The 24328-nt window shown below is 66.6% G+C and carries 25 protein-coding genes; 10 read left to right on the top strand and 15 right to left on the bottom strand.

The features are described from left to right. Nucleotides 1–52 precede the first annotated feature (52 nt). From AGI3411_RS06005 to trxB, 3 genes are read right to left on the bottom strand one after another with little or no spacing between them, the layout of a single operon-like run. Complete coding sequence (locus tag AGI3411_RS06005) at nt 53–382, bottom strand: DMT family transporter (RefSeq protein WP_129526490.1); 330 nt, start codon at nt 380–382, stop codon at nt 53–55. Next, nucleotides 379–1050, bottom strand: coding sequence for a Smr/MutS family protein (locus AGI3411_RS06000; RefSeq protein WP_129526489.1), 672 nt, complete (start codon nt 1048–1050; stop codon nt 379–381). The genes AGI3411_RS06005 and AGI3411_RS06000 overlap by 4 nt, the downstream gene beginning before the upstream one ends. Continuing rightward, nucleotides 1037–1996, bottom strand: a complete 960-nt coding sequence (gene trxB, locus AGI3411_RS05995) for a thioredoxin-disulfide reductase (protein ID WP_129526488.1) — start codon at nt 1994–1996, stop codon at nt 1037–1039. Before trxB ends, AGI3411_RS06000 begins: the two co-directional genes overlap by 14 nt. 42 nt (nt 1997–2038) lie before the next feature. Between trxB and AGI3411_RS05990 the strand changes: the two genes are divergently transcribed. Beyond that, nucleotides 2039–4417: a DNA translocase FtsK gene (locus AGI3411_RS05990; protein ID WP_129526487.1), complete on the top strand. Its 2379-nt coding sequence runs from the start codon at nt 2039–2041 to the stop codon at nt 4415–4417. Further along, nucleotides 4417–5040 (top strand): outer membrane lipoprotein chaperone LolA, encoded by a 624-nt coding sequence (gene lolA / locus AGI3411_RS05985; RefSeq protein WP_129526486.1) that lies wholly within the window; start codon nt 4417–4419, stop codon nt 5038–5040. Before AGI3411_RS05990 ends, lolA begins: the two co-directional genes overlap by 1 nt. A 176-nt stretch (nt 5041–5216) precedes the next feature. Here lolA and AGI3411_RS05980 read toward each other — a convergent pair whose 3' ends face one another. From AGI3411_RS05980 to AGI3411_RS05940, 9 genes are all read right to left on the bottom strand, one after another. Next, the gene (locus tag AGI3411_RS05980; protein ID WP_129526485.1) at nt 5217–5654 is read right to left on the bottom strand and encodes a RidA family protein; all 438 of its coding nucleotides are present in this window, start codon (nt 5652–5654) and stop codon (nt 5217–5219) included. Then, nucleotides 5651–7126, bottom strand: coding sequence for an N-acyl-D-amino-acid deacylase family protein (locus tag AGI3411_RS05975; protein ID WP_129526484.1), 1476 nt, complete (start codon nt 7124–7126; stop codon nt 5651–5653). The genes AGI3411_RS05980 and AGI3411_RS05975 overlap by 4 nt, the downstream gene beginning before the upstream one ends. Before the next feature lie 14 nt (nt 7127–7140). Then, a complete protein-coding gene (locus AGI3411_RS05970; protein ID WP_129526483.1) occupies nt 7141–8013 on the bottom strand; it encodes a MurR/RpiR family transcriptional regulator in 873 nt (290 codons plus the stop codon). A gap of 13 nt (nt 8014–8026) precedes the next feature. Next, nucleotides 8027–9028: an ABC transporter ATP-binding protein gene (locus AGI3411_RS05965; RefSeq protein ID WP_129526482.1), complete on the bottom strand. Its 1002-nt coding sequence runs from the start codon at nt 9026–9028 to the stop codon at nt 8027–8029. After that, entirely contained in the window at nt 9025–10032 is a 1008-nt protein-coding gene (locus tag AGI3411_RS05960; RefSeq protein ID WP_129526481.1) for an ABC transporter ATP-binding protein, read from the bottom strand. Before AGI3411_RS05960 ends, AGI3411_RS05965 begins: the two co-directional genes overlap by 4 nt. A gap of 2 nt (nt 10033–10034) precedes the next feature. Then, nucleotides 10035–10904 (bottom strand): ABC transporter permease, encoded by an 870-nt coding sequence (locus tag AGI3411_RS05955; RefSeq protein WP_129526480.1) that lies wholly within the window; start codon nt 10902–10904, stop codon nt 10035–10037. A 58-nt stretch (nt 10905–10962) separates the two neighbouring features. After that, nucleotides 10963–11904: an ABC transporter permease gene (locus tag AGI3411_RS05950; protein ID WP_129526479.1), complete on the bottom strand. Its 942-nt coding sequence runs from the start codon at nt 11902–11904 to the stop codon at nt 10963–10965. 87 nt (nt 11905–11991) lie between these two features. Beyond that, a complete protein-coding gene (locus tag AGI3411_RS05945; protein ID WP_129526478.1) occupies nt 11992–13551 on the bottom strand; it encodes an ABC transporter substrate-binding protein in 1560 nt (519 codons plus the stop codon). A gap of 71 nt (nt 13552–13622) precedes the next feature. Further along, a complete protein-coding gene (locus tag AGI3411_RS05940) occupies nt 13623–14891 on the bottom strand; it encodes an amino acid deaminase (RefSeq protein ID WP_129526477.1) in 1269 nt (422 codons plus the stop codon). 170 nt (nt 14892–15061) lie between these two features. On the opposite strand from AGI3411_RS05940, the gene AGI3411_RS05935 reads away from it, so the two are divergent. From AGI3411_RS05935 to AGI3411_RS30060, 5 genes are all read left to right on the top strand, one after another. Next, nucleotides 15062–15853 (top strand): deaminated glutathione amidase, encoded by a 792-nt coding sequence (locus AGI3411_RS05935; RefSeq protein WP_129526476.1) that lies wholly within the window; start codon nt 15062–15064, stop codon nt 15851–15853. A gap of 55 nt (nt 15854–15908) precedes the next feature. Further along, nucleotides 15909–17249, top strand: coding sequence for a replication-associated recombination protein A (locus AGI3411_RS05930; protein ID WP_129526475.1), 1341 nt, complete (start codon nt 15909–15911; stop codon nt 17247–17249). 42 nt (nt 17250–17291) lie between these two features. After that, nucleotides 17292–18638: a serine--tRNA ligase gene (serS, locus tag AGI3411_RS05925; RefSeq protein ID WP_129526474.1), complete on the top strand. Its 1347-nt coding sequence runs from the start codon at nt 17292–17294 to the stop codon at nt 18636–18638. A gap of 233 nt (nt 18639–18871) precedes the next feature. Beyond that, on the top strand, nt 18872–19120 hold the full coding sequence (locus AGI3411_RS05920) for a hypothetical protein (RefSeq protein WP_129526473.1): 249 nt from the start codon (nt 18872–18874) through the stop codon (nt 19118–19120). Next, on the top strand, nt 19107–19268 hold the full coding sequence (locus tag AGI3411_RS30060; RefSeq protein WP_165359080.1) for a hypothetical protein: 162 nt from the start codon (nt 19107–19109) through the stop codon (nt 19266–19268). Before AGI3411_RS05920 ends, AGI3411_RS30060 begins: the two co-directional genes overlap by 14 nt. Nucleotides 19269–19354: 86 nt before the next feature. Here the strand turns inward: AGI3411_RS30060 and AGI3411_RS05915 are convergent, their stop codons facing one another. Together AGI3411_RS05915 and AGI3411_RS05910 are read right to left on the bottom strand one after the other, a co-directional pair. Next, on the bottom strand, nt 19355–19678 hold the full coding sequence (locus AGI3411_RS05915; RefSeq protein ID WP_129526472.1) for a virulence factor: 324 nt from the start codon (nt 19676–19678) through the stop codon (nt 19355–19357). Between the two features lie 305 nt (nt 19679–19983). Next, on the bottom strand, nt 19984–20487 hold the full coding sequence (locus AGI3411_RS05910; RefSeq protein WP_129526471.1) for an ASCH domain-containing protein: 504 nt from the start codon (nt 20485–20487) through the stop codon (nt 19984–19986). Between the two features lie 190 nt (nt 20488–20677). On the opposite strand from AGI3411_RS05910, the gene AGI3411_RS05905 reads away from it, so the two are divergent. Together AGI3411_RS05905 and AGI3411_RS05900 are read left to right on the top strand one after the other, a co-directional pair. After that, nucleotides 20678–20875: a hypothetical protein gene (locus AGI3411_RS05905; RefSeq protein ID WP_165359079.1), complete on the top strand. Its 198-nt coding sequence runs from the start codon at nt 20678–20680 to the stop codon at nt 20873–20875. Nucleotides 20876–20942: 67 nt separating this feature from the next. Further along, nucleotides 20943–22139, top strand: coding sequence for an amidohydrolase family protein (locus tag AGI3411_RS05900; RefSeq protein WP_129526470.1), 1197 nt, complete (start codon nt 20943–20945; stop codon nt 22137–22139). Nucleotides 22140–22151: 12 nt separating this feature from the next. Here AGI3411_RS05900 and AGI3411_RS05895 read toward each other — a convergent pair whose 3' ends face one another. Continuing rightward, on the bottom strand, nt 22152–23030 hold the full coding sequence (locus AGI3411_RS05895; RefSeq protein ID WP_129526469.1) for a LysR family transcriptional regulator: 879 nt from the start codon (nt 23028–23030) through the stop codon (nt 22152–22154). 162 nt (nt 23031–23192) lie between these two features. Here AGI3411_RS05895 and AGI3411_RS05890 point away from each other — a divergent pair, with 162 nt between their 5' ends. Further along, nucleotides 23193–24320 carry a mandelate racemase/muconate lactonizing enzyme family protein gene (locus tag AGI3411_RS05890; RefSeq protein ID WP_129526468.1) on the top strand — a complete coding sequence of 376 codons (1128 nt, stop codon included), beginning with the start codon at nt 23193–23195 and terminating at the stop codon, nt 24318–24320. Nucleotides 24321–24328 lie beyond the last annotated feature (8 nt).

Genomic DNA, 24328 nt, shown 5'->3' with positions numbered 1-24328 from the left:
GGCCGCCGTCAGGCGGCGCAGGACCCGATGCGCGATGAGCGCCGCGGGGCAATCAATGCGAGACCGACTTGGAAAACACGTTCATCACCACCACGCCAGCGATGATGAGCCCGATGCCGATCAGTGCCGGCGTGTCCAGGTGCTGCTTGAATAGCACCGCGCCCACGATGGAAATCAGCACGATGCCTACGCCGGACCAGATGGCATAGGCGATACCGACCGGGATTTCGCGCAGTGTCAGCGACAGGAAATAGAACGAGATCAGGTAGCCGAACACCGTGACGACGGACGGCATCAGGCGGGTGAAGCCTTCGGATCCCTTGAGCGCGCTCGTCGCGAAGATCTCGGCGATGATGGCCACGCCCAGATAGAGCCATTTCATTTGCGGGTTCCTTCAAATTGCCGCAGGAGCACCAGCAGGGCGCCCGCGCCGCCTTCGCGTTCGGGCGCTTCGGAAAACGCCAGCACGTCGCTCTTCTGCACCAACCAGGTGCGGGCCTTGTCCTTTAGGACGGGCTCCAGCCCCTGGGAGCCGTAGCCCTTGCCGTGCACGATGCGCACGCAGCGGATGCCGTGCTCGAGGCATTCGTCCAGGAACGACAGCAGGGCGTGGCGGGCCTGTTCCACGCGCAGCCCGTGCAGGTCCAGTTCGGCGCCGGCCCGCCACTGACCGCGGCGCAGGTTGCGCGCCGTGTCGGGGGCTGCGTCGCTGCGCACGAAGGCGGTGCCGCCTTCCGACAGCAGGTGTGTGATTTCCCCGCCGTCGGAGACGCCGGCATCGGCGCGCGCGGGCGTTTCGCCCAGCGCGTTGGCGCGGCGCAGCGCGGGCGAGGGCTGCGGCGCCGGCTTGTGCTCCGCGCGGGCGGACTGCTTGAGCGGCGTGACCGACTGCATCGTGCGCTTGAACGCCGCCATCGCGTCCTGGGGCGTGGCGTCGGCCTTGGCCTTGACCGCCGCCACACGCGAGGCGAGGGCGGCGCGTTCGCGCTCTTCCTGGAGGTCTTTCTTCAGGCGTTTCAGGTCGGCCAGGCCGACCTTACTGCCCCGCATTCTCCAGCCACCGTTGTGCGTCCAGCGCGGCCATGCAACCCGTGCCGGCGCTGGTGATGGCTTGGCGGTAGACGTGGTCCTGCACGTCGCCGGCGGCGAACACGCCAGGGACGGAGGTCATCGTGGCCATGCCGGACAGGCCGCTCTTGGTGACGATGTAGCCGTCCTTCATTTCGAGCTGGCCCTGGAAGATCTCGGTGTTGGGCTGATGGCCGATGGCGATGAACGCGCCGGTGGCGGCCATGTCTTCGGTGGCGCCGGTGTCCACGTGGCGTACGCGCACGCCGGTAACACCGCTGTCGTCGCCCAGCACTTCCTCGAGCGTGTGGAACAGCTTCAGTTCCATGTTGCCGTTCTCGACCTTGCTCATGAGCTTGTCGACCAGGATGGGTTCCGCGCGGAACTTGTCGCGGCGGTGGATCAGGGTGACCTTGCGGCAGATGTTGGACAGGTACAACGCTTCTTCCACGGCGGTGTTGCCGCCGCCGACCACGACGACGTCCTGGTTGCGGTAGAAGAAGCCGTCGCATGTCGCGCAGCCCGACACGCCGCGGCCCATGAAGGACTGTTCCGAGGGCAGGCCCAGGTACTTGGCCGAGGCGCCCGTGGCGATGATCAGGGAGTCGCAGGTATAGATCTTGCCGGTGTCGCCCGTCAGGGTGAACGGGCGCTTGGACAGATCGACCTTGGCGATGTGGTCGAAGAGCATTTCGGTGTTGAAGCGCTCGGCATGCTTCTGGAAGCGCTGCATCAGGTCCGGGCCCTGGACGCCGTCCGCGTCTGCCGGCCAATTGTCGACGTCCGTGGTGGTCATGAGCTGGCCGCCTTGGGCCAGACCTGTAACAAGAACAGGGCTCAGATTGGCGCGTGCCGCATAGACGGCCGCCGTGTAACCGGCGGGGCCGGAACCGAGTATCAAAACTTTAGCGTGCGTAGGCGTGGACATGGGCGGGTATCTTTAGGTTAACGCCCAATTATAATGAGCCGCATGCCGCGTATCTCGACTGCTTCTCCGCGCGCCTCGCGCAATACCCGAAACGGGCCTTCGCCCCTGCAGACGCGCCTTTCCGCGTTGCTTCGCGAAGCCCGCTGGATCCTCTTCGCCGCCCTGGCGGCGTGGCTCACCCTGGTGCTCGCCACCTGGAGCCCGTCCGACCCAGGCTGGTCGCACTCCGTCCCCGCCGGGGCCATCCACAATCGTGGCGGTACCCTCGGCGCCTATCTGGCGGACATTCTCCTCTATCTGTTCGGCTTTTCCGCCTGGTGGTGGGTCGTCCTGCTGCTGCACCGGGTGCGCGCGGGGTATCGCCGCCTGGCCAGCCATTTGCGCGTTACCAATGGTAAGCAGCCGGAAGTGTTGCCCCGTGTCCACTGGGAAGAGGGCATCGGCTTTTTCCTGCTGCTGGTCGGCTCGCTGGGCATGGAAGCCCTGCGCCTGGCCAGCCGCGGCACGCACCTGCCGGGGGCGTCGGAAAGCGCCAGCGGCGCGGGCGGCGTCATCGGTCAGACCCTGGCCGACCTGATCGGCCGCAGCATCGGCTTCACCGGCAGCACGCTGGCGTTCCTGGTCATGTTGGCCATTGGCCTGAGCCTGTTCTTCTCGTTCTCGTGGCTGTCCGTCGCCGAGCGCGTGGGGTCGTGGCTGGAGGGCCTGGTGCGCCGCGTCCGCAATTCCTACGCCGCCCGCGAAGACCGCAAGGTCGGCGAGGTGGCCAAGGCCGTGCGCACCGAACAGGTCGTGGCCAAGCAGGAAAAGCTGGTCCATGAGCAGCCGGTGCGGATCGAACCCGCCATCACCGTGGTGCCCAAGTCCGAGCGCGTCGAAAAGGAAAAGCAGCAGTCGCTGTTCTTTGCCCCGTCGGGCGGCGCCGAGGGCGACCTGCCGGCCATCGGTCTGCTGGATCCGCCGCAGGTCAACCAGGAAACGGTGTCGGCCGAAACCATCGAATTCACGTCGCGCCTGATCGAAAAGAAGCTGGCCGACTTCGGCGTGTCCGTCACGGTGGTGGCGGCGCAGGCCGGCCCGGTCATCACCCGCTACGAAATCGAGCCGGCCACCGGCGTGAAGGGCAGCCAGATCGTCAATCTGGCCAAGGATCTGGCGCGGGCGCTGAGCCTGGTCAGCATCCGTGTGGTGGAAACCATTCCCGGCAAGAACCTGATGGGCCTGGAATTGCCGAACCCGCGCCGCCAGATGGTGCGCCTGTCCGAGATCCTGGGTTCGCAGACCTATCACGCCAGCCATTCCGTCGTGACGATGGCGCTGGGCAAGGACATCGCCGGCAACCCGGTGGTGGCCGACTTGGCCAAGATGCCCCACCTGCTGGTGGCCGGCACGACCGGCTCGGGCAAGTCGGTCGGGATCAACGCCATGATCCTGTCGCTGCTGTACAAGGCGGACGCGTCCCACACCCGCCTGATCCTGATCGACCCGAAGATGCTGGAAATGAGCGTCTACGAAGGGATTCCGCACCTGCTCGCGCCCGTCGTGACCGACATGCGCCAGGCGTCCAATGCGTTGAACTGGTGCGTGGGCGAAATGGAAAAGCGCTATCGCCTGATGAGCAAGATGGGCGTTCGCAACTTGGCGGGCTACAACACCAAGATCCGCGACGCGATCAAGCGCGAAGAGCCGATCCCGAATCCGTTCTCGCTGACGCCCGACGAACCCGAGCCCTTGGCGCCGCTGCCCACCATCGTGGTGGTCATCGACGAGCTGGCCGACCTGATGATGGTCGTGGGCAAGAAGATCGAAGAACTGATCGCCCGCCTGGCGCAGAAGGCGCGCGCCGCCGGCATCCACCTGATCCTGGCCACGCAGCGCCCCAGCGTGGACGTCATCACCGGCCTGATCAAGGCCAACATCCCGACGCGCATCGCGTTCCAGGTGTCGTCCAAGATCGACTCGCGCACCATTCTTGACCAGATGGGCGCCGAAACCCTGCTGGGCCAGGGCGACATGCTCTACATGCCGCCGGGCACCGGCCTGCCGGTGCGCGTGCACGGCGCCTTCGTGAACGACGACGAAGTGCACCGCGTGGTGGAAAGCCTGAAGTCGCAGGGCGAGCCGAATTACATCGAAGGCCTGCTGGAAGGCGGCCTGGACGGCGATGGCGAAGGCGCCAGCAGCGTCACCGGCATCGGTGGCGACGCCGAATCCGATCCGATGTACGACCAGGCCTGCGAAGTGGTGCTCAAGCACCGCCGCGCGTCCATTTCGCTGGTGCAGCGCCACCTGCGGATTGGTTACAACCGTGCGGCGCGGTTACTGGAGCAAATGGAGCAATCGGGTATGGTGTCGGCGATGCAGTCCAATGGCAACCGCGAGATTCTGGTTCCCGCGGCGGCCGCCCGAGAGGAAGCCTGATGAAGATGTTTCGCCGACTGGCCGCCGTCGCGGCCTTGGCCCTGGCGCCCGCCGTGGCGCTGGCCGCCAGCGCGCAGGAGCAATTGCGCGCTTTCGTCGCCACGGTCACGGCCGCCACGGGTTCGTTTTCGCAATACACCGTGAACAACCAGGGCCGCACGCAGCCGGCCCAGACCGGCGTGTTTTCGTTCCAGCGCCCCGGCAAGTTCAAGTGGGCGGTGCAAAAGCCCTATGAACAGCTGGTCATTTCCGACGGCCGGAAGGTATTCCAGTTCGACCCGGATCTGGCCCAGGTGACGGAACGCAAGGTGGATGCCGCGATCGGCACCTCGCCCGCGGCCATCCTGTTCGGTTCGGGGTCGCTCGAGCAGTCGTTCGAGGTGTCGGCCCTGCCGCCCAAGGACGGCATCGAATGGCTGCGGGCCAAGCCGCGCACCGCCGACGCGGGTTTCTCGCGGGTGGACATCGGCATGAAAGACAATCTGCCGGTGCGCGTGGAGCTGCTGGATTCGTTTGGCCAGACGACCCGCGTGGACCTGTCCGGCATCTCCGCCAATCCGCAGCTTTCCGCCAAGGAATTCGAATTCGTCGCGCCCAAGGGCGTCGACGTGGTGAAGATGTAGGAGGGTGTCTTGCCCTGGGTGTCAGACACCCGGGGAGCGGCATGGCCATCCGCCGCGGCGGCTCGTACGGGTGTCAGACACCTTGCAGTGTCAGCCCACGTTAGTGGGCGTGGCGTGGGGGCGCGTAGCCCCGCCGCCGGGCCGCCCCAAGGCGGGGCAACCCCCTTGGGGGGCTGCTAGCCCACGCTAGTGGGCGCGGCGTGGGGGCCCCTATACGCGATGCAGTCGACTTCAACCTTGGCATCGACCACCAGCGACGACTGCACGCAGGCGCGGGCCGGGGGATTCTCCCCGAAATACTCCCTGAACACCTTATTGAACGACGCGAAGTCGCGCGCGTCGTCCAGCCATACGCCGCAACGCACGACGTGTTCGGGCCCGTAGCCCGCTTCCTTCAGGATGGCCAGCACCTGCTGGATGGCCTTGTGGCTTTGCGCGACGATGCCGCCTTCGATGACTTCTCCGTTTTCCATCGGCACCTGGCCGGACACGTGCAGCCAGCCGTCGGCGGCGACCGCCCGGGCGAACGGCATGTGCGAACCGCCCTGGCCGGTACCGCCTGCGACGCCGTAACGCGTAATGCCGTTCTTGTCGGGGGAGGGAGTGGTGGTCATGGGGAATCCTCGGGGTTGGTGTGAAAGTGCTTTCTCAGGTCGCCGCTGCGCGGCAGCCAGCGGCCGGCGCGTTCGCCGGTGGGCTGGCCGTGGCGGTACGACAGCGCACCGTTGACCCATACCGCCTCGATGCCCGCTGCCGTCTGCACCGGGGCGGCGAAGGTGGCGCGGTCGATGACCGTGGCCGGATTGAACAGCACCAGGTCCGCGTGGTAACCCTCGCGCACCAGGCCGCGTTCGGCCAGGCCGTAGCGGGCGGCCGACAGGCCCGTCATTTTGTGCACGGCCTCGGCCAGCGGGAACAGGCCCACGTCGCGGCTGTAGTGGCCCAGCACGCGCGGGAAGGCGCCCCACAGCCGCGGATGCGGCATCGGGTCATTGGGCAGGCCGTCGGAGCCCACCATGGTGAGCCGGTGCGACAGCACGCGGCGCACATCGTCCTCGTCCATGTTGTGGTACACGGCCCCGGCCGGCTGCAGGCGCGCGGCCGCTTCCAGCAGGCTCACGCCCCAGTCGGCGGCGATGGCGGCCAGCTTGCGGCGAGCCTGCTCGGGATGGGGGATCGACCAGGTGATGTCGATGTCGAATTCGTCGGTGACCTGCTTTAGGTCCAGCGTGGACGAACTGGCGGAGTAGGGATAGCAGTCGCAGCCGACGTGCTGCAGGCGGCCCGCGGTTTCCAGCGTGGACAGCACTTCCCGGGTGCGGCCCCAGTTGCCCGCGCCGGCGCATTTCAGGTGGGACACCACGACGGGCACGCGGGCATGCCGCGCGATGTCGAAGGCTTCCTGCATGGCTTCCAGGATGGCGGCGAACTCGGAGCGCAGGTGGGTGGTGTAGAGCGCGCCGAATTCGTCCAGCGCTTCGGCCAGCAGCTTGACCTCGTCCGTGTCGGCCTCGAAGGCGGAGGCATAGGCCAGGCCGGTGCTCAGGCCGATGGCGCCGTGGGCCAGCGCGTCGCGCAACTGCGCGCGCATCGCCAGGATTTCGTCGTGCGTGGCGGGGCGGTCCAGGCGGTCCATGTGGTTGCTGCGCAGCGCCGTGTGGCCTACCAGCGCAGCCACGTTGACGGCGGGCCCCGCGGCCTCGATGGCCCGCGTGTAGTCCGCGAAGGTGGGATAGCTGAAGTCTTCCCGCTTGCCCAGCAGGTTCATCGGGTCCGGCGGTTCGCCACGCAGGGACACGGGCGATGCGCTGATGCCGCAGTTGCCCACCACGACCGTTGTCACGCCCTGGGAGAGCTTCGGCAGCATGCCCGGCGTGCGGATGACGTTCGTGTCGTCGTGGGTGTGCACGTCGATGAAACCGGGCGCCAGCGCCAGGTCGGTGCCGTCGATGAGCTGGCGTGCCGGCGCGCCGGGCAGTTCGCCGATGGCGGCGATGCGGCCGCCGGCCAGCGCCACGCTGGCGCGGTATCCGGCATTGCCGGAGCCGTCCAGGACCAGCACGTTGCCAATGAGGGTGTCGTACATCTCGTGTTCCAGGTTCAATCGCCCAGCGGCAAGCGGTTAGGGCCGCCGCGGTGTTCGTCCAGCGCCAGCTTGATGCGGCGCAGGCGTTCGCGGTTTTCCTCTTGGTTCAGCATGGCCAGCTCGGTCGAGAGCAAATCGATCGCAAGCATCATCGCGTAGCGCGAGGCCGAGGGTTTGTAGATGAAGTCTGTTTCGTCCGTCCGGATGGGCAGCACCACGTCGGCCAGCCTGGCCAGTTCGGAGGTCGCGTCCGTGATGGCGACGAGGCGCGCGTGGTACTGCTTCACGATGCGGGCCGCGCCCACGATTTCCGGCGTCAGGCCGGAGGCCGACAGCACCAGCACGGCATCGCGCTCGTCCAGCGTGGCCGCGACCATGCGCAGCAGCACGGCGTCGCTGTAGACCGCAATGGGATAGCCCAGCCGCACCAGGCGGGACTGGACTTCCTGCGCCAGCACGGCGGACGCGCCGCCCATGCCGAACACGTAGATCATGCGCGCGCCGTCCAGCGAGGCGGCGGCGGCCTCGAACAGCTGTTCGGTGAAGACAGGCAGATGGGCGCGCAGCGTGCTTTCGATGTCGCCGTAGATGCGGGCATAGAACGTGCTTTCCTCGGCGGGCGCGCTGGGGTCCAGGAAGCGGCTGCCCACCGTGCTGGCCTGCGCCAGCTTCATCTTCAGGTCCCGCGTGTCGTCGCAGCCGACGGTGCGGGCGAAGCGCGAGATGGTGGCGATGCTGACGCCCGCCTTGGCGGCGAGCTGGTCGACGGTGGCGCTGGCGCTCCAGATGATGTCGTCCAGGATGGCGTCGGCGACTTTGCGTTCGGTCACGCTCAATGCGTCCCGCCGACTGCGTATCTGGAAGACGATGTCGCGGATGATGTTCATAGCAATTCCTGGGTCACTGGGCCAGTTCGGGGTCGTCGAGGCGGGAACAGGCCGCATAGTGGCCGGGGCCGACGTTGACGGCCTGCGCTTCGATTGTCCCGCAGGCCTCGATCGCGTGCGGGCAGCGGGTGCGGAACACGCAGCCGGAGGGCGGATTGACGGGGCTGGGGATGTCGCCCTTGAGCAGGATACGCGAACGCGGTGCGCGCGGATCCGGCACGGGCGCGGCGGATAGCAGCGCCCGGGTGTAGGGATGTCTGGGGCGGGCGTATACCTCGCGGGTCGGCCCGCGCTCCATGACGCGGCCCAGGTACATCACTACGACCTCGTCGCACAGGTAGTCCACCACCGCCAGATCGTGGGCCACGAACAGCATGGTCAGGCCGAGGTCGCGCTGCAGGTCCTGCAGGAGGTTCAGCACCTGCGCCTGCACCGATACGTCCAGGGCGGACACCGGCTCGTCGGCCACGATGAAATCCGGCTCCACCGCCAATGCGCGGGCGATGCCGATGCGCTGGCGCTGGCCGCCGGAGAACTCGTGCGGATAGCGGCGGCTGTGGTCGGCGTTCAGGCCCACGCGCTCCAGCAATTCGCCGATGCGCGCCGCGCGGCGGTGCTGCGCCAGCTTGTGGGTGTCCAGCGCCTCGCCCAGGATCTCGGCCACCGTCATGCGGGGGTTGAGGCTGGCGTAGGGGTCCTGGAACACGATTTGCATGCGGCGGCGCCATGGCAGCATCTGCTTTTCGGACAGGGCGGTGATGTCCTGCCCGTCGAACAGGATGCGGCCGGCGGTCGGGGCGAACAGGCGCAGCAGCGCGCGGCCGGTGGTGGTCTTGCCCGAGCCGGACTCGCCGACCAGGCCGACGATGGTGTTGCGGGACACGTCGAAGCTGACGCCGTCCACCGCCCGCACCACGGGCGCGTTGCGCGCCTGCGAGGTCGGGAAGTGGACCTTCAGGTCCTGGATCCGCACCAGCGGCGCTTCGGCGCGGATGGGGACTTGGCTACTCGTCATATCGGGTTCACCTTGATACAGCGCGCGCGGTGTTCGGTTTGCACCGGCACGAGTTCGGGCACGGCGGCGAGGCAGTCGCTGGCGGCGAGCGGGCACCGCGGCGCGAAAGTGCAGCCGGGCGGCAGCGACAGCACGCTGGGCACGTTGCCGGGGATGGCGCGCAGGCGCTCGCCCGAGGCCCGCAGGCTGGCGGTGGGGATGCAGGACAGCAAGCCGCGGGTGTAGGGATGCGTGGGTTTTTCGAACAGGTCGTAGACGTCCGCGTCCTCGACCACGCGTCCCGCGTACATGACCGCCACGCGATGCGCGATTTCGGCCACCACGCCCAGGTTGTGGGTGATGAACAGGATGCTCATGTTCATCTCGGCCTGCAGCCGGCGCAGCAGGTCCAGGATCTGCGCCTGCACCGTCACGTCCAGCGCGGTGGTGGGCTCGTCGGCGATCAGCACGGCCGGATTGCAGGCCAGGGCCAGCGCGATCATCACGCGCTGGCGCATGCCGCCCGACATCTGGTGCGGGTATTCATTGATGCGCCGGTCGGCGGCCGGGATCTCCACGCGCTCCAGCATCTCGCGGGCGCGATTGATCGCGGCGGCGTAGGATCCGCCTTCATGCTGCAGCACGGCTTCGGCGATCTGGTCGCCCACCGTGTACAGCGGATTCAGGCTGGTCATGGGCTCCTGGAAGATCATGGCGATCTCGGCCCCGCGGATGCGGCGCAGCGTGGCGGGCGAGGCCTGGGCCAGGTCGTGCTGCGCGTCCTGGCGGTCGCGGAACAGGATCCGGCCGCCTTCGATGCGGCCCGCCGGCTTGGGCAGCAAGCCCATGATGGACAGGCTGGTCACGGACTTGCCGGAACCGGATTCGCCCACGATGGCCAGCGTTTCGCCGCGGGCCAGGTCGAAGGTCACGCCGTCCACGGATTTGGCGACGCCGTCGCGGCTGTGGAACCAGGTCTTCAGCCCTTCCACGGAAAGCACGATGTCTCGGGTGCTTGCGGTCATGATCACAGTTCCTTGCGCAGGCGCGGGTCGAGGACGTCGCGCAATCCGTCGCCCACCAGTTGCAGCGACAGCACGGACAGCACGATGGCGATGCCGGGGAAGACCATGATCCAGTCGGCCGAACCCATGTATTGCTGGCCGGCGTTGATCATGGTGCCCCAGGTGGGAATGTCGGGCGACACGCCCACCCCGAGGAACGACAGCCCGGCCTCGGCCAGGATCGCATAGGCGAAGATGAACGTGCCCTGCACCAGAATGGGCGATACCAGGTTGCGCAGCACGTGGACGGTCACGATGCGCCAGGTGGGCACGCCCAGCGCGCGCGCCGCTTCCGCGAAGGGCAGCTCACGGATCACCAGCGTCGATGCGCGCACGATGCGCGCCAGGCGCGGCGTGTAAACGATGCCCAACGCGATCACCACGTTGATTAGCGAGGGGCCCAGCGCGGCCACCAGCGAGATTGCCAGCAGGATGTCGGGGAAGGCCATCATGGCGTCGATCAGCCGCGATACGAACTTGTCCGCCGAACGGAAGAAGCCCGCGGCCAGACCCAGCGCGATGCCCAGCACGCTGGACACGATCACCACGGAAAAGCCCACCATCAACGACAGACGGCCGCCATGGATGACGCGGCTGAATACGTCGCGCCCGAAATCGTCGGTGCCGAACCAGTGCGCGGCGCCCGGCGCTTTCAGCCGGTTCATGATGGACAGCTTGAAGGGATCGTAGGGGCTGATCCACGGCGCCAGCAGCGCCGCGGCCACCAGCACGATGATGACGACCAGGCTGATCAGCACGGTTTTGCGCGCCACCAGCAGGCGCAGCACCTGCCAGCGGTCGGCGCCGGGGTTCACAGTAGTGGCGTTTGTCATTTCAGTCGCTCCGCTCGCGGTGCGTCAGACCGGGGCCGTCGGGGGTGGGATTCAAACATTAGTAGCGCACCCGGGGGTCGACCAGCAGATACAGCAGGTCGATGAAAAGGTTGATCAGGACGTAGATGGCCGCGATGATCAGCAGCGCGCCCTGGATGACGGGATAGTCGCGGCGCAGCACCGCCGACACCACCAGGCTGCCCACGCCGGGCAGGCCGAACACGGTCTCGGTCACGACGGCGCCGCTGATCAGGAGGGCGGTGGTCAGGCCCAGCACCGTCAGGATGGGGATCAGCGCATTGCGAACGGCGTGTTTCAGGATCACCCGGGTTTCGGTCAGGCCTTTGGCGCGCGCGGTGCGCACGTAATCGTCGCGCAACACGTCCAGCATGCTGGCGCGGATGAAGCGGGTGATCAGCGCGGAGTTCACCAGGCCCAGCACCACGGCGGGCAGGATCAGGTGCGACAGGCGCGTCATGAGCGAGGCGTCGGGCCCGCCGTAGCCGGCCACCGGCAGCCATCCCAGCTTCACCGAGAACAGTTGCATCAGCAGCAGCCCCAGCCAGAAGCTCGGGACGCTGGAGGTGAACATCGAGAACGACAGCACCGACTGGTCCAGCGTGGTGCCGCGCTTGACCGCCGACAGTATCCCCACGGGCAGCGCGATCGCGCTGGCGATCAGCAGCGACATGAGCGTCAACAGGATGGTGGGCTCGGCCCGGTCGGCCAGCGCGGACAACACGGGCTTGTTCATGAAGATGGACTGGCCCAGGTCGCCCTGGGCGAGCTTGCCCAGCCACGATACGTACTGCACGGCCAGGGGCTGGTCCAGCCCCAGCTGGGTGCGCAGCGCGGCGATGTCCTGTTGGCTGGCCTGTGGCCCCAGCATCACGGCGGCGGGATCGCCGGGCGTGACGCGGATGATCACGAACACGATGGTCGCGACGATGAACATCACGGCCACCAGCCCGACCAGCCGGTTTAAGAGATAACGCAACACGATGGGTGTCCTAAGAATCAGAGTGCAGACGCGGGCGATGCCGTGCAGACGGGATGGCCGGGCGCGCCCGGGCCATCTCCCGGCCGTTTACTTGGCCGATTTCCAGGCGTTCCAGAAGTACGGCCACGGCACGGCCTTGGTGCCCTGGAGCGATGGCGAGCGCGCGGCCTGCGCATTGAAGTCGCCGACCTTGATGAAGGGCACTTCGTCGTACACGGCCTGCTGTACGTCGGCCCAGCGCTTCACGCGTTCTTCCTGGGAGCGGGCCTGGTTGAAGGCGCCCAGCACCTGGTTGCGGCGCGGCGTGTCCCACCAGCCCGGCGCGTCCTTGGAGGGGAAATCGATCAGCGCGGGCTCGGGCAGGAAGGGGCTGTGGGTAATGAAGATGTCCCATACAGCCGGGTCCTGGCGGCGCTGGGTCAGGGTGGCCCAGTCCACGACCTGCATGTCCACGGTGAAGCCGGCCGCCTTGAGGTATTCGGCAGCCACCAGCGCCATCTTGTAGTGGAACTCGTACTGCTGGCTGGTCAGGATGCGGATCTTGCGGTCCTGGACGTTGGCGCCGTCCACCAGCTTCTTTGCCGCGGCGGCGTCGGCCTTGTTGTAGACCTTGCCGCCCAGGGACGTGGCCCAGGGATAGCCCTCGGGATACAGGTCGCCGTTGAGCTTGTAGAAATCCTTGTCGCCGAACGCGGCGTACAGCATGTCCTCTTCATTGAGCGCCAGCTGCACGGCCTGCCGGACGGCCAGGTTGGACATGACGCCCTGCTTGGTGTTGAGCACCAGCCGCGGCCAGCCGAAAGGCTTGAGCATCACAGGATCGGAGCGGCCGTTCTTGAGCTTGGGCAGGGATTCCACCGGCAGGGAGTCGATGTAGTCGAACTGGCCGGCCACGGCGCTTTCGACGCGGGTGTTGGAGTTGCTCACCGGCACGAAGCGGATTTCGTCCAGGTATTGCTTGCGCGCGCCGCCGTAGCCGTCCGGCTCGCCTTCGCGCTGCTTGTAGCCGTCGAAGCGGACCAGCTGGATGTACTGGTCGGGCACGCGCGCCTTCAATTGATAGGGGCCGGTGCCGACGAATTCGGTCAGGGCCGGAGCGATCTTGCCCTTGGGCATGATGACGGCGGCGCTGTTGTTCATCGCCAGCAGTGCGGTCAGGGGCGCGTAGGGCTCCTTGAGCGTGATGCGGATCGTGTTGGCGTCCGGCGCTTCCATGCCGGTGATGATCTTCGCGGCCATCTTGCCGCGCGTCGCGGTCTCGGTCCAGCGCTTCAGCGAAGCCAGCACGTCCGACGAATCCATCTTCGAGCCGTCGTGGAACGTGATGCCCTGGCGCAGCGGGATCGTGTAGGCCAGCCCGTCGGGCGAGATTTCCGGCAGCTTGTCGGCCAGCAGCGGCGTGAGGTTCCACTTGGCGTCGAAGGTGTACAGCGTTTCGAAGAAATGCTGCGTCAGGATGCCCACCAGGTCGGCCGTGCTGGTCATCGGATCCAGCGTCGGCGGCTCGCCGATAGTGGCGACCGAGATCGTGCCTCCCTTGATCGGCGCGGCACAGAGGGCGGGGGTCGACAATGCGGTCAAGCCAATTGCGCCGGCCAGCAGCAGGCTATTGAGCCTGCCGCCTCGCCGGGAGGTACGGAAGTTCATGATTCTCTCTCCAGAGGGTCAAAAACAGGATGTCGCGGGTAGAGCGGGATTGCGCCTCGGCGCCGGGGCGGTTAGAAGAACGTGCCGGCCACGTCGGTGATGCGGTACTGCTCGTCCACCAGAAGCACCTGGCGCCACTTGTCGAACGTCAGGCAGGGGTGGGAAATATCGAAGGCGATCATGTCGCCGACCTGGATGTCGTCGCCTTCGCCGATCTGCATGAAGGCATGCTGGTCCATCATGGCCGTCAGTTTCCAGTGCGCCGGCGCGGCGCCGGGGGCTTGCGCGCCGGGACGGTAGCGCAGCGCGGGCGTGGGCAGGCCGGCGTCGAAGGCCGCGTCGCGCTTGCCCAGCGCGACGATGGCGCGGCCGGCTTCGGGCAGCGATTGCACGTAGGCCCAGACCTGGAGGGCGGGCTGCAGGCCGGGCTCCATTTTCCGGGCCACCGGATTGTGCGCATTGATGCGTTCGGACGCCGTGCGGTAGATGCCCACGTCGTGCGACAGGTAGCAGCCCGGGCGCAGCACGATTTCCAGCGGCGCGCCGATGTCGAGCTGCGAGAACTCCTCCGCGACCACGTCGAACCAGGCGGAACCGGCGCCCGAGATCAGCGCCGGGCCGTTCTTGCGCAGGCGGCCGGCGGCGGCCAGGCCGCGCAGGGCGTCCGTGACGCGGCGCAGGAAGGCGCGGATGGCGCCTTCTTCCTGCAGCACGCCTTCGTAGACCTCGATGCCGGCCAGGGCCAGGCCCGGCCAGCGCCCGATTTCCTCGGCCACGGCCTGCAGCTGCGTATCGTCGCGCACGCCCGTGCGGCCGCCGGCGGGGCCCAGTTCGATCAGCACGGGCAGGACCAGGCCCTGTTCGCCGAAGTAAGCGCCCAACTGGGCGGCGTTGGCCGGCGAATCCACGATGCAGAAGTAGGTAAAGGCGGGATCGCGCAAGAGCTGGGCGATGATGGCCATGTTGGCGCGGCCCACCAGCTGGTTCGCCATCAGCACCTTGCGGATGCCGTGCCGGTAGGCGGCCAGCACCTGCGGCGCGGTGGCCAGCGTGATGCCCCAGGCGCCGTTGTCGATCTGGCGCTTGAACAGGGCCGGGCTCATGGTGGTCTTGCCGTGCGGCGCCAGCTTGACCTGGTATGCCTCCATGAAGCGCTGCATCCATTGCAGGTTGTGGCGTACGCGGGACTCATACAGCACGGCCACGGGGAGACTCACGTCCTCGCGCAGCAGATTCCACTGCAGCGCCGCCACGTCCGCGGACGTACAAGATTCGGGGAAGGCGCCCAGGCCTTTGCCGTTGGGGTCCAGGGGGGCGGCGGGGAAGGAGGAATTTGTCATGGGGCGCTTGTCTTGGAAAATATTTACGCTGGATATCTATTTTTTTAATTATCCTGAAAGAAATTTACAGACGGCAGCTAGGAGTTTCCCGTAGTCGGCGCGTTTCCGCGGTTGGCGCGACAATAGAACCAGGAAATTGCGTGCCTGTTGTCCTTCAGAAAGGAAGAATCATGCTGAAAGTTGCTCTGGGCCAGTTCGCCGTCAGCCGCGTCTGGGAAGAAAACGCGCAGGTCTGCATCGACCTGATGGAACGGGCCCGCGCCGGCGGGGCCGACCTGCTGGTCCTGCCCGAAGGCATCCTGGCCCGGGATATCACCGATCCGCAGATCGTCCTGAAGGCCGCGCAGCCGCTGGATGGCCCCTTCATGAGCCGGCTGCTGGAGGCCAGCCGCGGGTCGTCGCTGTCGACGATGATGTGCGTCCACGTTCCCACCGGAGAAGGGCGGGTCTGGAATACGCTGGTCACCCTGCGCGACGGCCAGATCCTGTCGCAGTACCGCAAGCTGCACCTGTACGACGCCTTCACCATGAAGGAGTCCACCAACGTCACCCCGGGCGGCGATATCCCGCCCTTGCTGGACATCGCGGGGCTGCGCGTCGGCCTGATGACCTGCTACGACGTGCGTTTCCCCGAGCTGGCGCGCCGCCTGGCGCTGGACGGCGCCGATCTGCTGGTGCTGCCGGCGGCCTGGGTCCGCGGTCCGCTCAAGGAAATGCACTGGGAAGTGCTGGTCACGGCCCGCGCGCTGGAGAACACCTGCTACGTGGCGGCCACGGGCGAATGCGGCGAACGCAACATCGGCTGCAGCATGGTCGTGGATCCGCTGGGCGTGGTTACCGCGCGGGCGGGCGAGGCGCCCGCGCTGGTATTCGCCGACATCGACCCCGAACGCCTGGCCCATGCGCGCAAGGTGCTGCCGGTGCTGGCCAACCGCCGCTTCGCGCCGCCGCAGCTGGGCTAGCGGCATGGTGTAATGCTGTCTTGATTTACTCGCTGTCTCCCTCCATCTGCTGCCAATGAGCAACGATCTCTTCGCGGCCGATCCCGCGCATCGGCCCTATGTGCCCCTGGCCGAACGGCTGCGCCCGCGCACCCTGTCCGACGTGGTCGGGCAGTCGCACCTGCTGGGCCCGGACAAGCCCCTGCGCGTCGCGTTCGAGTCGGGCCGCCCGCATTCCATGATCTTCTGGGGGCCGCCCGGCGTGGGCAAAACCACGCTGGCCCGCCTGATGGCCGACGGCTTCGACGCCCAGTTCATCGCCATTTCGGCGGTGCTGGGCGGGGTCAAGGACATCCGCGACGCGGTCACCGTGGCCCAGGTGGCGCAGGGCCAGGGGCGGCGCACCATTCTCTTCGTCGACGAGGTGCACCGCTTCAACAAGGCCCAGCAGGATGCGTTCCTGCCCTATGTGGAAAGCGGGCTGTTCACCTTCATCGGCGCCACCACGGAAAACCCCTCGTTCGAGGTCAACTCGGCGCTGTTGTCGCGGGCGCGGGTCTACGTGCTGCAATCGCTGACGGCCGAAGAGCTGCAACTGCTGGTCGACCGTGCCGAGCAGGCCTTGAACGACGGACGGGAAGAAGGCGAGATCATCCGCATCGAGGCCGATGCGCGCGAGCAGCTGGCGGCCTGGGCCGATGGCGATGCGCGCCGCCTGATCAGCGCGGTGGAAGTGGTGGCGGAATCCGCGCAGGCGGCGGGCCGCGACACGGTAGACGCCGCCTGGCTGGAAATCTCGCTGTCGCAGAACCTGCGCCGCTTCGACAAGGGCGGCGACGCGTTCTACGACCAGATCAGCGCCTTGCACAAATCGGTGCGCGGCTCCAACCCGGATGCCGCGCTGTACTGGTTCTGCCGCATGGTCGACGGCGGCGCGGATCCGAAATACCTGGCGCGCCGCCTGGTGCGCATGGCGGTGGAAGACATCGGCCTGGCCGACCCCCGCGCCACGGACCTGGCCGTGAACGGTGCCGATATCTACGAACGCCTGGGCTCGCCGGAAGGCGAGCTGGCGCTGGCGCAGGCGGTGGTCTACATGGCCTGCGCGGCCAAATCGAACGCCGTCTACAACGCCTACAACCAGGCGCGCAAGTTCGCGGCCGAGCATGGCAGCGCGCCGGTGCCCATCCATTTGCGCAACGCGCCCACCAAATTGATGAAGCAATTGGGCCACGGCAAGGCCTATCGCTATGCGCACGACGAGCCCCACGGCTATGCCGCCGCCGAGCAATATTTCCCGGATGGACTGAATCCCTCCTTCTATCGGCCGACCGATCGCGGCCTGGAGGCTAAAATCCAGCAAAAGCTGGCATTTCTGCGCGAGCTGGACGCGCAGGAACGTGCCAGGAAACGGTAACGGGCCGCGCCCGTTGCTTCACGCAACCTCACCGACTACACCATGCTAGACCCGATACTGCTGCGCAAAGACCTGCAAACCGTCGTAGACCGCCTCAAGACCCGCGGCGTGTCCTTCGACACGGAACGGTTCAACGACCTGGAATCCCGGCGCAAGGCCGTCCAGACCGAAACCGAGTCCCTGCAAGCCCGCCGCAACGCGCTGGCCAAGCAGATCGGTCAGCTCAAGGCCAAGGGCGAAGACGCCAGCGCCGTCATGGCGGAATCGCAGGCCGTGCCCGTGCGCCTGAAGCAGCTGGAAGAAGAACTGTCCGCGTTGCAGCAGCCGCTCAACGATCTGCTGATGTCGGTGCCCAACCTGCCGCACGCCAGCGTGCCGCAAGGCGAGTCCGCCGACGACAACGTCGAAGTGCGCCGCTGGCTGCCCGGCCCCGCCGGCGCCGACGGCAATCCGCCGGCCCTGCCGTTCGAGGCCCGCGACCACGTCGCCGTCGGCGAGCCGCTGGGGCTGGATTTCGACATGGCCGCCAAGCTTTCCGGCGCCCGTTTTTCGTTCATGCGAGGCCCCATCGCCCGGCTGCATCGCGCGCTGTCGCAATTCATGCTTGACTTGCAGACCGGCACGCACGGCTACACGGAGTGCTACACGCCGTACATCGTCAATGCCTCGACGCTCTACGGCACGGGCCAGCTGCCGAAGTTCAAGGACGACATGTTCGCGGTCTCCAAGGGCGGCGGCGACGACGATCCCAAGCAGGATGATCAAGGCAAGCCCTATGTCCGCGAAGACCAGTACCTGATCTCCACGTCCGAGATCACCCTGACCAGCGTTGCCCGGGATACCATCCAGGCCGCGGCGGACCTGCCGATCAAGCTCACGGCCCATACGCCGTGCTTCCGCTCCGAGGCCGGCAGCGGCGGCCGCGACACGCGCGGCATGATCCGCCAGCATCAGTTCGACAAGGTCGAAATGGTGCAGATCACGCATCCGGACCAGTCGTACGAGGCGCTGGAAGACATGGTCGGCCACGCCGAGCGCGTGCTGCAGCTGCTGGGCCTGCCGTATCGCGTCGTGCTGCTGTGCACGGGCGACATGGGCTTCGGTTCGGCCAAGACCTACGACCTGGAAGTGTGGCTACCGGCCCAGAATACCTGGCGCGAGATTTCGTCGGTGTCCAACTGCGAAACCTTCCAGGCCCGCCGCATGCAGGCGCGTTTCCGCAACGCCCAGGGCAAGCCGGAATTCGTGCACACGCTCAATGGTTCGGGCCTGGCGGTCGGCCGCGCGCTGGTCGCCGTCCTGGAAAACCACCAGCAGGCCGATGGCAGCGTGCTGGTTCCCGAGGCGCTGCAGCCTTATATGGGCGGCCTGACGGTATTGAAAGCCTGACGCCGGATAATGCGTCCATCCGTCATTTGGCGGATAAAAAGACGGAGCCCGCGGGCTCCGTTTTTTTTTATTATGTGGACATATTCCTGTCGTTTTGAGGGATTAACCTCGCGGCACGAGTGTTTGATTTTGATGTGAGCAATTGTGTATTCCAATAAAAGGGCCGGATAGTTACGGCACAATACACGCTGTGTTCTACACGCTTCATTCACTTATATAACAAGGAGTTGTCCATGACTTCAAGAATGATTGGAGATTTTCGTGTGAGATGCTCCGTAGCTCGCGAAGAGGATCAGGGCTATCGCGTGCAGATATGGACCCGCAGGATCGGCGGCACCGCGCCGGAAAAATGCTGGACCGTTCCAGGGCAGGCTCCGTTTACGAGCCTGCACGAAGCAGAACAGGAGAGCCAGCAATTGTTCCAGGTTATCAATGGCGTGCGTTTCAACGGTGAACCGGAGTTTGCTCATGCGTCCGCATAATGGCTGGTGGCGGACGTCCAGCGCGCCGCGCCGCTGGATTGATCTCGTCCAGGAATCGCCGCGCTGGTCCGATGGCAAGGCCAAACAGGCGCCGCAGCAACCGGCCGTCCTGGCCGCTGCAAAACCCATCCAGGCCCCTCAGGCCTGATGGCGATCCGGTTGGCACCGGCATACTGCCAATCGAAAAAAAGGCCGCTCAACGAGCGGCCTTTGCATTTTCAGGCGTGCGGGGGATCAGTCGCGATCGTGTCCGCGGCCGCGATGGTGGTCATGACCGCGTCCACGGCCATGGTAATAGCCGCGATCGTAGTAACGGCCGCCGCCGCGATAATAGACCGGCGCCGGATAGACCACCGGGGGTGCGACATAAACCGGCGCGGGGCGGTAATAGACCGGGGGAGGCGGCGCCACATAGACGGGCTGAGGCGCCACATACACCGGGGCCGGGTACACGATGCCGGGCAATCCGATGGAAATGCCGACGTCCACACGAGCCAGCGCGGCGCTGGAGATCAGCAGACCCGCGGCACCCACACCTGCGATAAGCCATTTTTTCATGTTGCACCTGCCTACTGCATGACGCAGCAAAGTTGAGTATTCGTTGAGGCTATTTTCGGACTTTTTCGTCAGGCATTGGTAAGCGGCTCTCCCTTAATCGCGACAATCCGCAACCGCCCCCCAAAGATGCCGGCCGTCCCTTGCTGCTTTGCAGCACCATGTTCCCGCTATGGCGAAACCGGGGCTGAAATGGATTGAAATTGGCTGGAATACAGTGAAGCCAGGCGCGGGAGTTACAGGTAGTCACTATCAGCGGCCGCGCGCGGGTAACGGTGTTGCGCGGGCGCGCCACCCGACCGCGGAATTCAGCTCTCCGGGGCCTGCTGGCGGCGGAATTCGACGACCCACACCCAGGGGTTGGCGGCCCAGGCGTGCGCGCCGTAGCGCTCGCACCAGGTCAATGCAAACGCCGTTTGCAGCGGCACGCCAGGCAGCAGGGACGATGTCTGGTAAAGCGCCAATATGCCTTCGGCCCGCGCGTCGGCCTCGGACAGGTTTTGCAGGCGCTGGATGCGCACACCCACAATGACGGCCGAGGTGAAGGGATTGCCGGCTTCGTCCGTCAATAGGATGCTATCGCCCGATTTTCCGTAGGGGCACCGGACCCAGGTGGAGGTCCGGCGCAATTCGGATGGATTGTCCAGGGAAGGGCCCATGGCTACCCATCTGCCGGAATCCGAGGCGTCGGCATACCAGACCGTCGTCGGTTTGCTCGGCTGCGGCTTCAGGATGCGCCGGCTCTGTACTTTGCCGCCGCTCAGGACGGCCTGTTTAAGCGGCTCGCTGAATTGAAGGGATTGCCTCTTCATACGCTCGCGGTTCCTCTCACGATCAAGGCATATGCGCCATTACGGCAATTGCCCAGCCGACGCATGCTGTTAGCGCGCGGTTTGGGCCTGGCACCGAGCAGTATGCCGCGTCGCGCGCATCATGTCAGGCCACCCGCGGGATTAATGTGTCTTTTTGAATACGGCCGGGGGAAGTTTGTATACTCGAAGCATGAACACAGACCTGCATGATCTCAAGCCGGGGTACTACTGGTACACCATGGCAAATGACCCGCTGGCCATCATCCATATCCATGAAGACGGCGGCGCCACGCTCATGGGCACCGACTACCGCATCGGCGCCGAAGGCGTGGCCGACATGGTTCGCCAAGGCGAGCGTTTTTTCTGGATCGAACCGCCCAAAATCTGAGCCCCGGCGGCGGTTGCGCCAGGCTCGCGTCCGGCCGGCAGCCGCGCGCCGAGCCTGGGAACCCACCATGACCGACCTGTTGTTGAAGAATGTCCGCGTCCTCCAAGGCGAGACCGCGGACGTATTGGTACGCGACGGGCGCATCCGGCAAATCGGCCGTGCGCTCGACGCCAGCCCCGGCATCGCCGTGGAAGACGGCGAGGGCGCCTTGCTGCTGCCTGGCCTGGTCGAAGGCCACGCCCATCTGGACAAGACCACCTGGGGCTCGCCCTGGTACGTAAACGACGTGGGATCGGCGCTGACCGACCGCATCCACAACGAACGCCAATGGCGCGCCAGCACCGGCCATGATGCCGCCAGCCATGCGCGCGCCCTTGCGCTGGCGTTCCTGCGCGAAGGCACGACCCGCATCCGCACCCACGTCGACATCGATACCGACGCCGGCCTGCGCCACCTTGAGGGTGTGCACGCCACGCGCCAGGAGCTGGCGGGCCTGGTCGAGATCCAGACGGTGGCCTTTCCCCAGTCCGGCCTGCTGATCCGGCCCGGCACCGCCGAATTGCTGGACCAGGCCCTGGCGAGTGGCGCCGACGCGCTGGGCGGGCTGGACCCGTCCGCCATCGACCGCGATCCCGCCCGGTCGCTGGACGTGCTGTTCGGCATTGCCGATAAGCACGGCAAGCCCGTGGATATCCATCTGCACGAACCGGGCGAGCTGGGCGCATTCACGCTGGAGCTGATCCTGGACCGCACCCAGGCGCTGGGCATGCACGGCAAGGTCGTCATCAGCCATGCCTTCTGTCTGGGCGGGGTGGACGCCAAGCGGCTGGACGGGCTGCTGCAGCGGCTTGCCGCGCTCGACGTGGCGCTGCTGACGACGGCGCCGCCGTCGCGTCCGGTTCCCGCCGTGCGCGCTTGCCGCGAGGCGGGCGTAACGATCTTCGGCGGCAACGACGGCATCCGGGACACCTGGACCCCTTACGGCAGCCCCGACATGCTGGCGCGCGCCGCGCTGATCGGCCTGCGCAACGACCTGCGCCGCGACGACGAGGTTGAATGGGCGTTCGATTGCGTGACCGCGGCTGCGGCCCGTGCCTGCGGTTTTGCCGATTACGGCCTGGCGCCCGGCGCGCGAGCCGACCTGGTGCTGGTCGACGCCAGTTGCGTGGCCGAAGCCGTCGTGACGCGGGCGCCTCGCCGCCTGGTCGTGTCCGGCGGCGCGATCGTGGCCCGCAACGGCCAGGACGCGGCCGGCCTGGCCTGATCCGCCCGCGGCTCAGGCCAGGCCGAGCTGCGTCTCGGTCAGTTCCACGAACGCCCGCATCAAGGACGAACGCACCCCGGCGCGCGGCCAGATCGCGCCCACGGTGCGCACGGGGCAGGGCGCGGGCAGCGGCCAGCGCCTGACGCTGGCCGATGGCACGCCCGTCGTGGCCCAGTCGGGCAGTAGCGCGACGCCCAATCCTTCCGCGACCAGGCGGGCGATGGAATCGATCCCGTCGAGCTCGAACCGCACGTGCGGCCGCAGATTGCGGGCCCTCAGGTAATCTTCGGCCATCTTGCCGCCGACCACGCTGCGGTCATAACGGATATAGGGCTCCCGCGCGAGGACGGCGAGCGGATCGCGCACCTTCATGCCTGCCGGGGTCACCAGCACCAGCGGTTCTTGCCGCAGGTCGCGCCAGACGCAGGTCTTGGGGATCGAAAACAAAGGATGCACCAGCAGCGCCCCGTCCAGTTCGCCGGCAAGCACCTTGCTGTAAAGCAGGGTGGTGGGGGCGGGCTCGATATAGATTTCGATGTGCGGATGGCGCGCCACCCAGGTGCGCAGCACGGGCGGCATGATCCCCGTCAGGGCGGTGGGCGTGGCGCCCAGCCGGAGGGGTCCCGCGGGTAGCTCGGTGTCCGAGGCGGCCGAGCGCAGGTCGCGCACATCGCGCAGGATCGTGCGGGCGCGCTCGAGGATCCGGGTGCCCGCCGGGGTAGGTTTCACGGTGCGTCCGGAGCGCGCGATCAGGGCGCTGCCCATGTCGGCCTCCAGCGCGCGCAGCCGCTGCTGCACGGTTGCCGGGGTCAGCCCCTGGTGGCGTGCCGCCTGCGCAATGGAGCCCAGCTCCACCACATGCACATAGGTTTGCAGGAATCTCGAATCCACGGCGCCTTGCCTCCCCAGAAGATGTTTTTTCCATATTCTAATTATGGGTGAAGATAATTGTTGTTTTCTTTGGCCGAGGCAAGAATACGTCCAGGGCGTCAAGGCAGCGCAAACCGCGCTGACGGCGCCAGTCGGAACATTCCCGCCATCAAGGAGCCTGTTGTGCCCATCATCGAATCCATAGACGTCTGCGCCGCCGCGGTACCCCTGGACAAAGTCACTTCGTTTTCGAACCGCACCGTGTCGACACGGCACTATGGCCTGGTGAAAGTCCGCTCTACCGACGGCGTGGAAGGCATCGGTTTCTGCTACGTGGGCAGCGCGGGCGGCGCCATCTTCGAAGCCGCGGTAGAGAGCCTGCTGGCCCCGGTGCTGCTGGGCAAGGATTCGCACGCTGTCGAAGGGCTGTGGCAGGCCATGTACCAGGAAGCCTTGCTGCAAGGCCGCCAGGGCACCGTGATGCGGGCACTGAGCGCGCTGGACATCGCGCTGTGGGACCTGAACGCCAAGGCGGCGGGCCTGCCGCTGCACCGTTATCTGGGCGCGGTCGAACTCGAGTCCGTGCCCGCCTACGCCAGCGGCGGCTACTACCTCGACGGCAAGACGCCGCAGCATCTGGGCGAGGAAATGGCCAGCTACGTGGAGAAGGGCTTTCGCGCGGTGAAGATGAAGACGGGCCGCCTGTCCCCGCGCGAGGAAGAGGCGCGCCTGAAGGCGGCGCGCGAGGCCGTGGGGCCGGACGTCGAACTGATGATGGACTGCAACAACGGCTGGCAGGACGTGACCCAGGCCATGCAATACGTCCGCCGCTTCGAACAGTACGATCCCTACTTTATCGAAGAGCCCTTCAGCCCCGACGACATCGACAGCCACGCCAAGCTGGCGCGGCTGACGCGCCTGCCCATCGCGACCGCCGAAATCGGCTATGGCCGCTGGTACCACAAGGAGCTGCTGGACAAGGGCGCGGCGGGCATCCTCCAGACCGACGCGGCCGTTTGCGGCGGCATCACCGAATGGAAGCGCATCGCCGCCACCGCCGCCAGCTATGGCGTCATGGTCTGCCCGCACTGGTTCCACGACGTGCATGCGCCGCTGGTGGCAGCGACCCCGAATGCGCGCTACGTTGAGTTCTTCTGGGACGATCAGGTCTTGAACTTCCGCAAGCTCGTCGATCGCCAGTTGAGCCACAAGCAGGGGCGCGTGATCCTGCATCAGGAACCCGGCCTCGGGTTCGGCTTCGACGAGCGCATGGTCGAGCGGTTCGGCAAGTGGACCCGCGTCAGCCGCTGATCACAGGA

This window comes from Achromobacter agilis (assembly GCF_900496965.1).
GTDB classification, from domain to species: domain Bacteria; phylum Pseudomonadota; class Gammaproteobacteria; order Burkholderiales; family Burkholderiaceae_B; genus Achromobacter; species Achromobacter agilis.
This window is presented reverse-complemented; position numbering and strand designations above follow the sequence as displayed.

Excerpts from the sequence above, each read along its gene's own strand:
- lolA (WP_129526486.1), top strand. The coding sequence starts at position 4,417 with ATGAAGATGTTTCGCCGACTGGCCGCCGTCGCGGCCTTGGCCCTGGCG.
- AGI3411_RS05915 (WP_129526472.1), bottom strand. The coding sequence starts at position 19,678 with ATGAAAAAATGGCTTATCGCAGGTGTGGGTGCCGCGGGTCTGCTGATC.
- AGI3411_RS06000 (WP_129526489.1), bottom strand. The coding sequence starts at position 1,050 with ATGCGGGGCAGTAAGGTCGGCCTGGCCGACCTGAAACGCCTGAAGAAA.
- AGI3411_RS05965 (WP_129526482.1), bottom strand. The coding sequence starts at position 9,028 with ATGACGAGTAGCCAAGTCCCCATCCGCGCCGAAGCGCCGCTGGTGCGG.
- AGI3411_RS05940 (WP_129526477.1), bottom strand. The coding sequence starts at position 14,891 with ATGACAAATTCCTCCTTCCCCGCCGCCCCCCTGGACCCCAACGGCAAA.
- serS (WP_129526474.1), top strand. The coding sequence starts at position 17,292 with ATGCTAGACCCGATACTGCTGCGCAAAGACCTGCAAACCGTCGTAGAC.
- AGI3411_RS05960 (WP_129526481.1), bottom strand. The coding sequence starts at position 10,032 with ATGACCGCAAGCACCCGAGACATCGTGCTTTCCGTGGAAGGGCTGAAG.
- AGI3411_RS30060 (WP_165359080.1), top strand. The coding sequence starts at position 19,107 with ATGCGTCCGCATAATGGCTGGTGGCGGACGTCCAGCGCGCCGCGCCGC.
- AGI3411_RS05970 (WP_129526483.1), bottom strand. The coding sequence starts at position 8,013 with ATGAACATCATCCGCGACATCGTCTTCCAGATACGCAGTCGGCGGGAC.
- AGI3411_RS05905 (WP_165359079.1), top strand. The coding sequence starts at position 20,678 with ATGAACACAGACCTGCATGATCTCAAGCCGGGGTACTACTGGTACACC.
- trxB (WP_129526488.1), bottom strand. The coding sequence starts at position 1,996 with ATGTCCACGCCTACGCACGCTAAAGTTTTGATACTCGGTTCCGGCCCC.
- AGI3411_RS05945 (WP_129526478.1), bottom strand. The coding sequence starts at position 13,551 with ATGAACTTCCGTACCTCCCGGCGAGGCGGCAGGCTCAATAGCCTGCTG.
- AGI3411_RS05930 (WP_129526475.1), top strand. The coding sequence starts at position 15,909 with ATGAGCAACGATCTCTTCGCGGCCGATCCCGCGCATCGGCCCTATGTG.
- AGI3411_RS06005 (WP_129526490.1), bottom strand. The coding sequence starts at position 382 with ATGAAATGGCTCTATCTGGGCGTGGCCATCATCGCCGAGATCTTCGCG.
- AGI3411_RS05910 (WP_129526471.1), bottom strand. The coding sequence starts at position 20,487 with ATGAAGAGGCAATCCCTTCAATTCAGCGAGCCGCTTAAACAGGCCGTC.
- AGI3411_RS05990 (WP_129526487.1), top strand. The coding sequence starts at position 2,039 with ATGCCGCGTATCTCGACTGCTTCTCCGCGCGCCTCGCGCAATACCCGA.
- AGI3411_RS05955 (WP_129526480.1), bottom strand. The coding sequence starts at position 10,904 with ATGACAAACGCCACTACTGTGAACCCCGGCGCCGACCGCTGGCAGGTG.
- AGI3411_RS05975 (WP_129526484.1), bottom strand. The coding sequence starts at position 7,126 with ATGTACGACACCCTCATTGGCAACGTGCTGGTCCTGGACGGCTCCGGC.
- AGI3411_RS05980 (WP_129526485.1), bottom strand. The coding sequence starts at position 5,654 with ATGACCACCACTCCCTCCCCCGACAAGAACGGCATTACGCGTTACGGC.
- AGI3411_RS05900 (WP_129526470.1), top strand. The coding sequence starts at position 20,943 with ATGACCGACCTGTTGTTGAAGAATGTCCGCGTCCTCCAAGGCGAGACC.
- AGI3411_RS05935 (WP_129526476.1), top strand. The coding sequence starts at position 15,062 with ATGCTGAAAGTTGCTCTGGGCCAGTTCGCCGTCAGCCGCGTCTGGGAA.
- AGI3411_RS05920 (WP_129526473.1), top strand. The coding sequence starts at position 18,872 with ATGACTTCAAGAATGATTGGAGATTTTCGTGTGAGATGCTCCGTAGCT.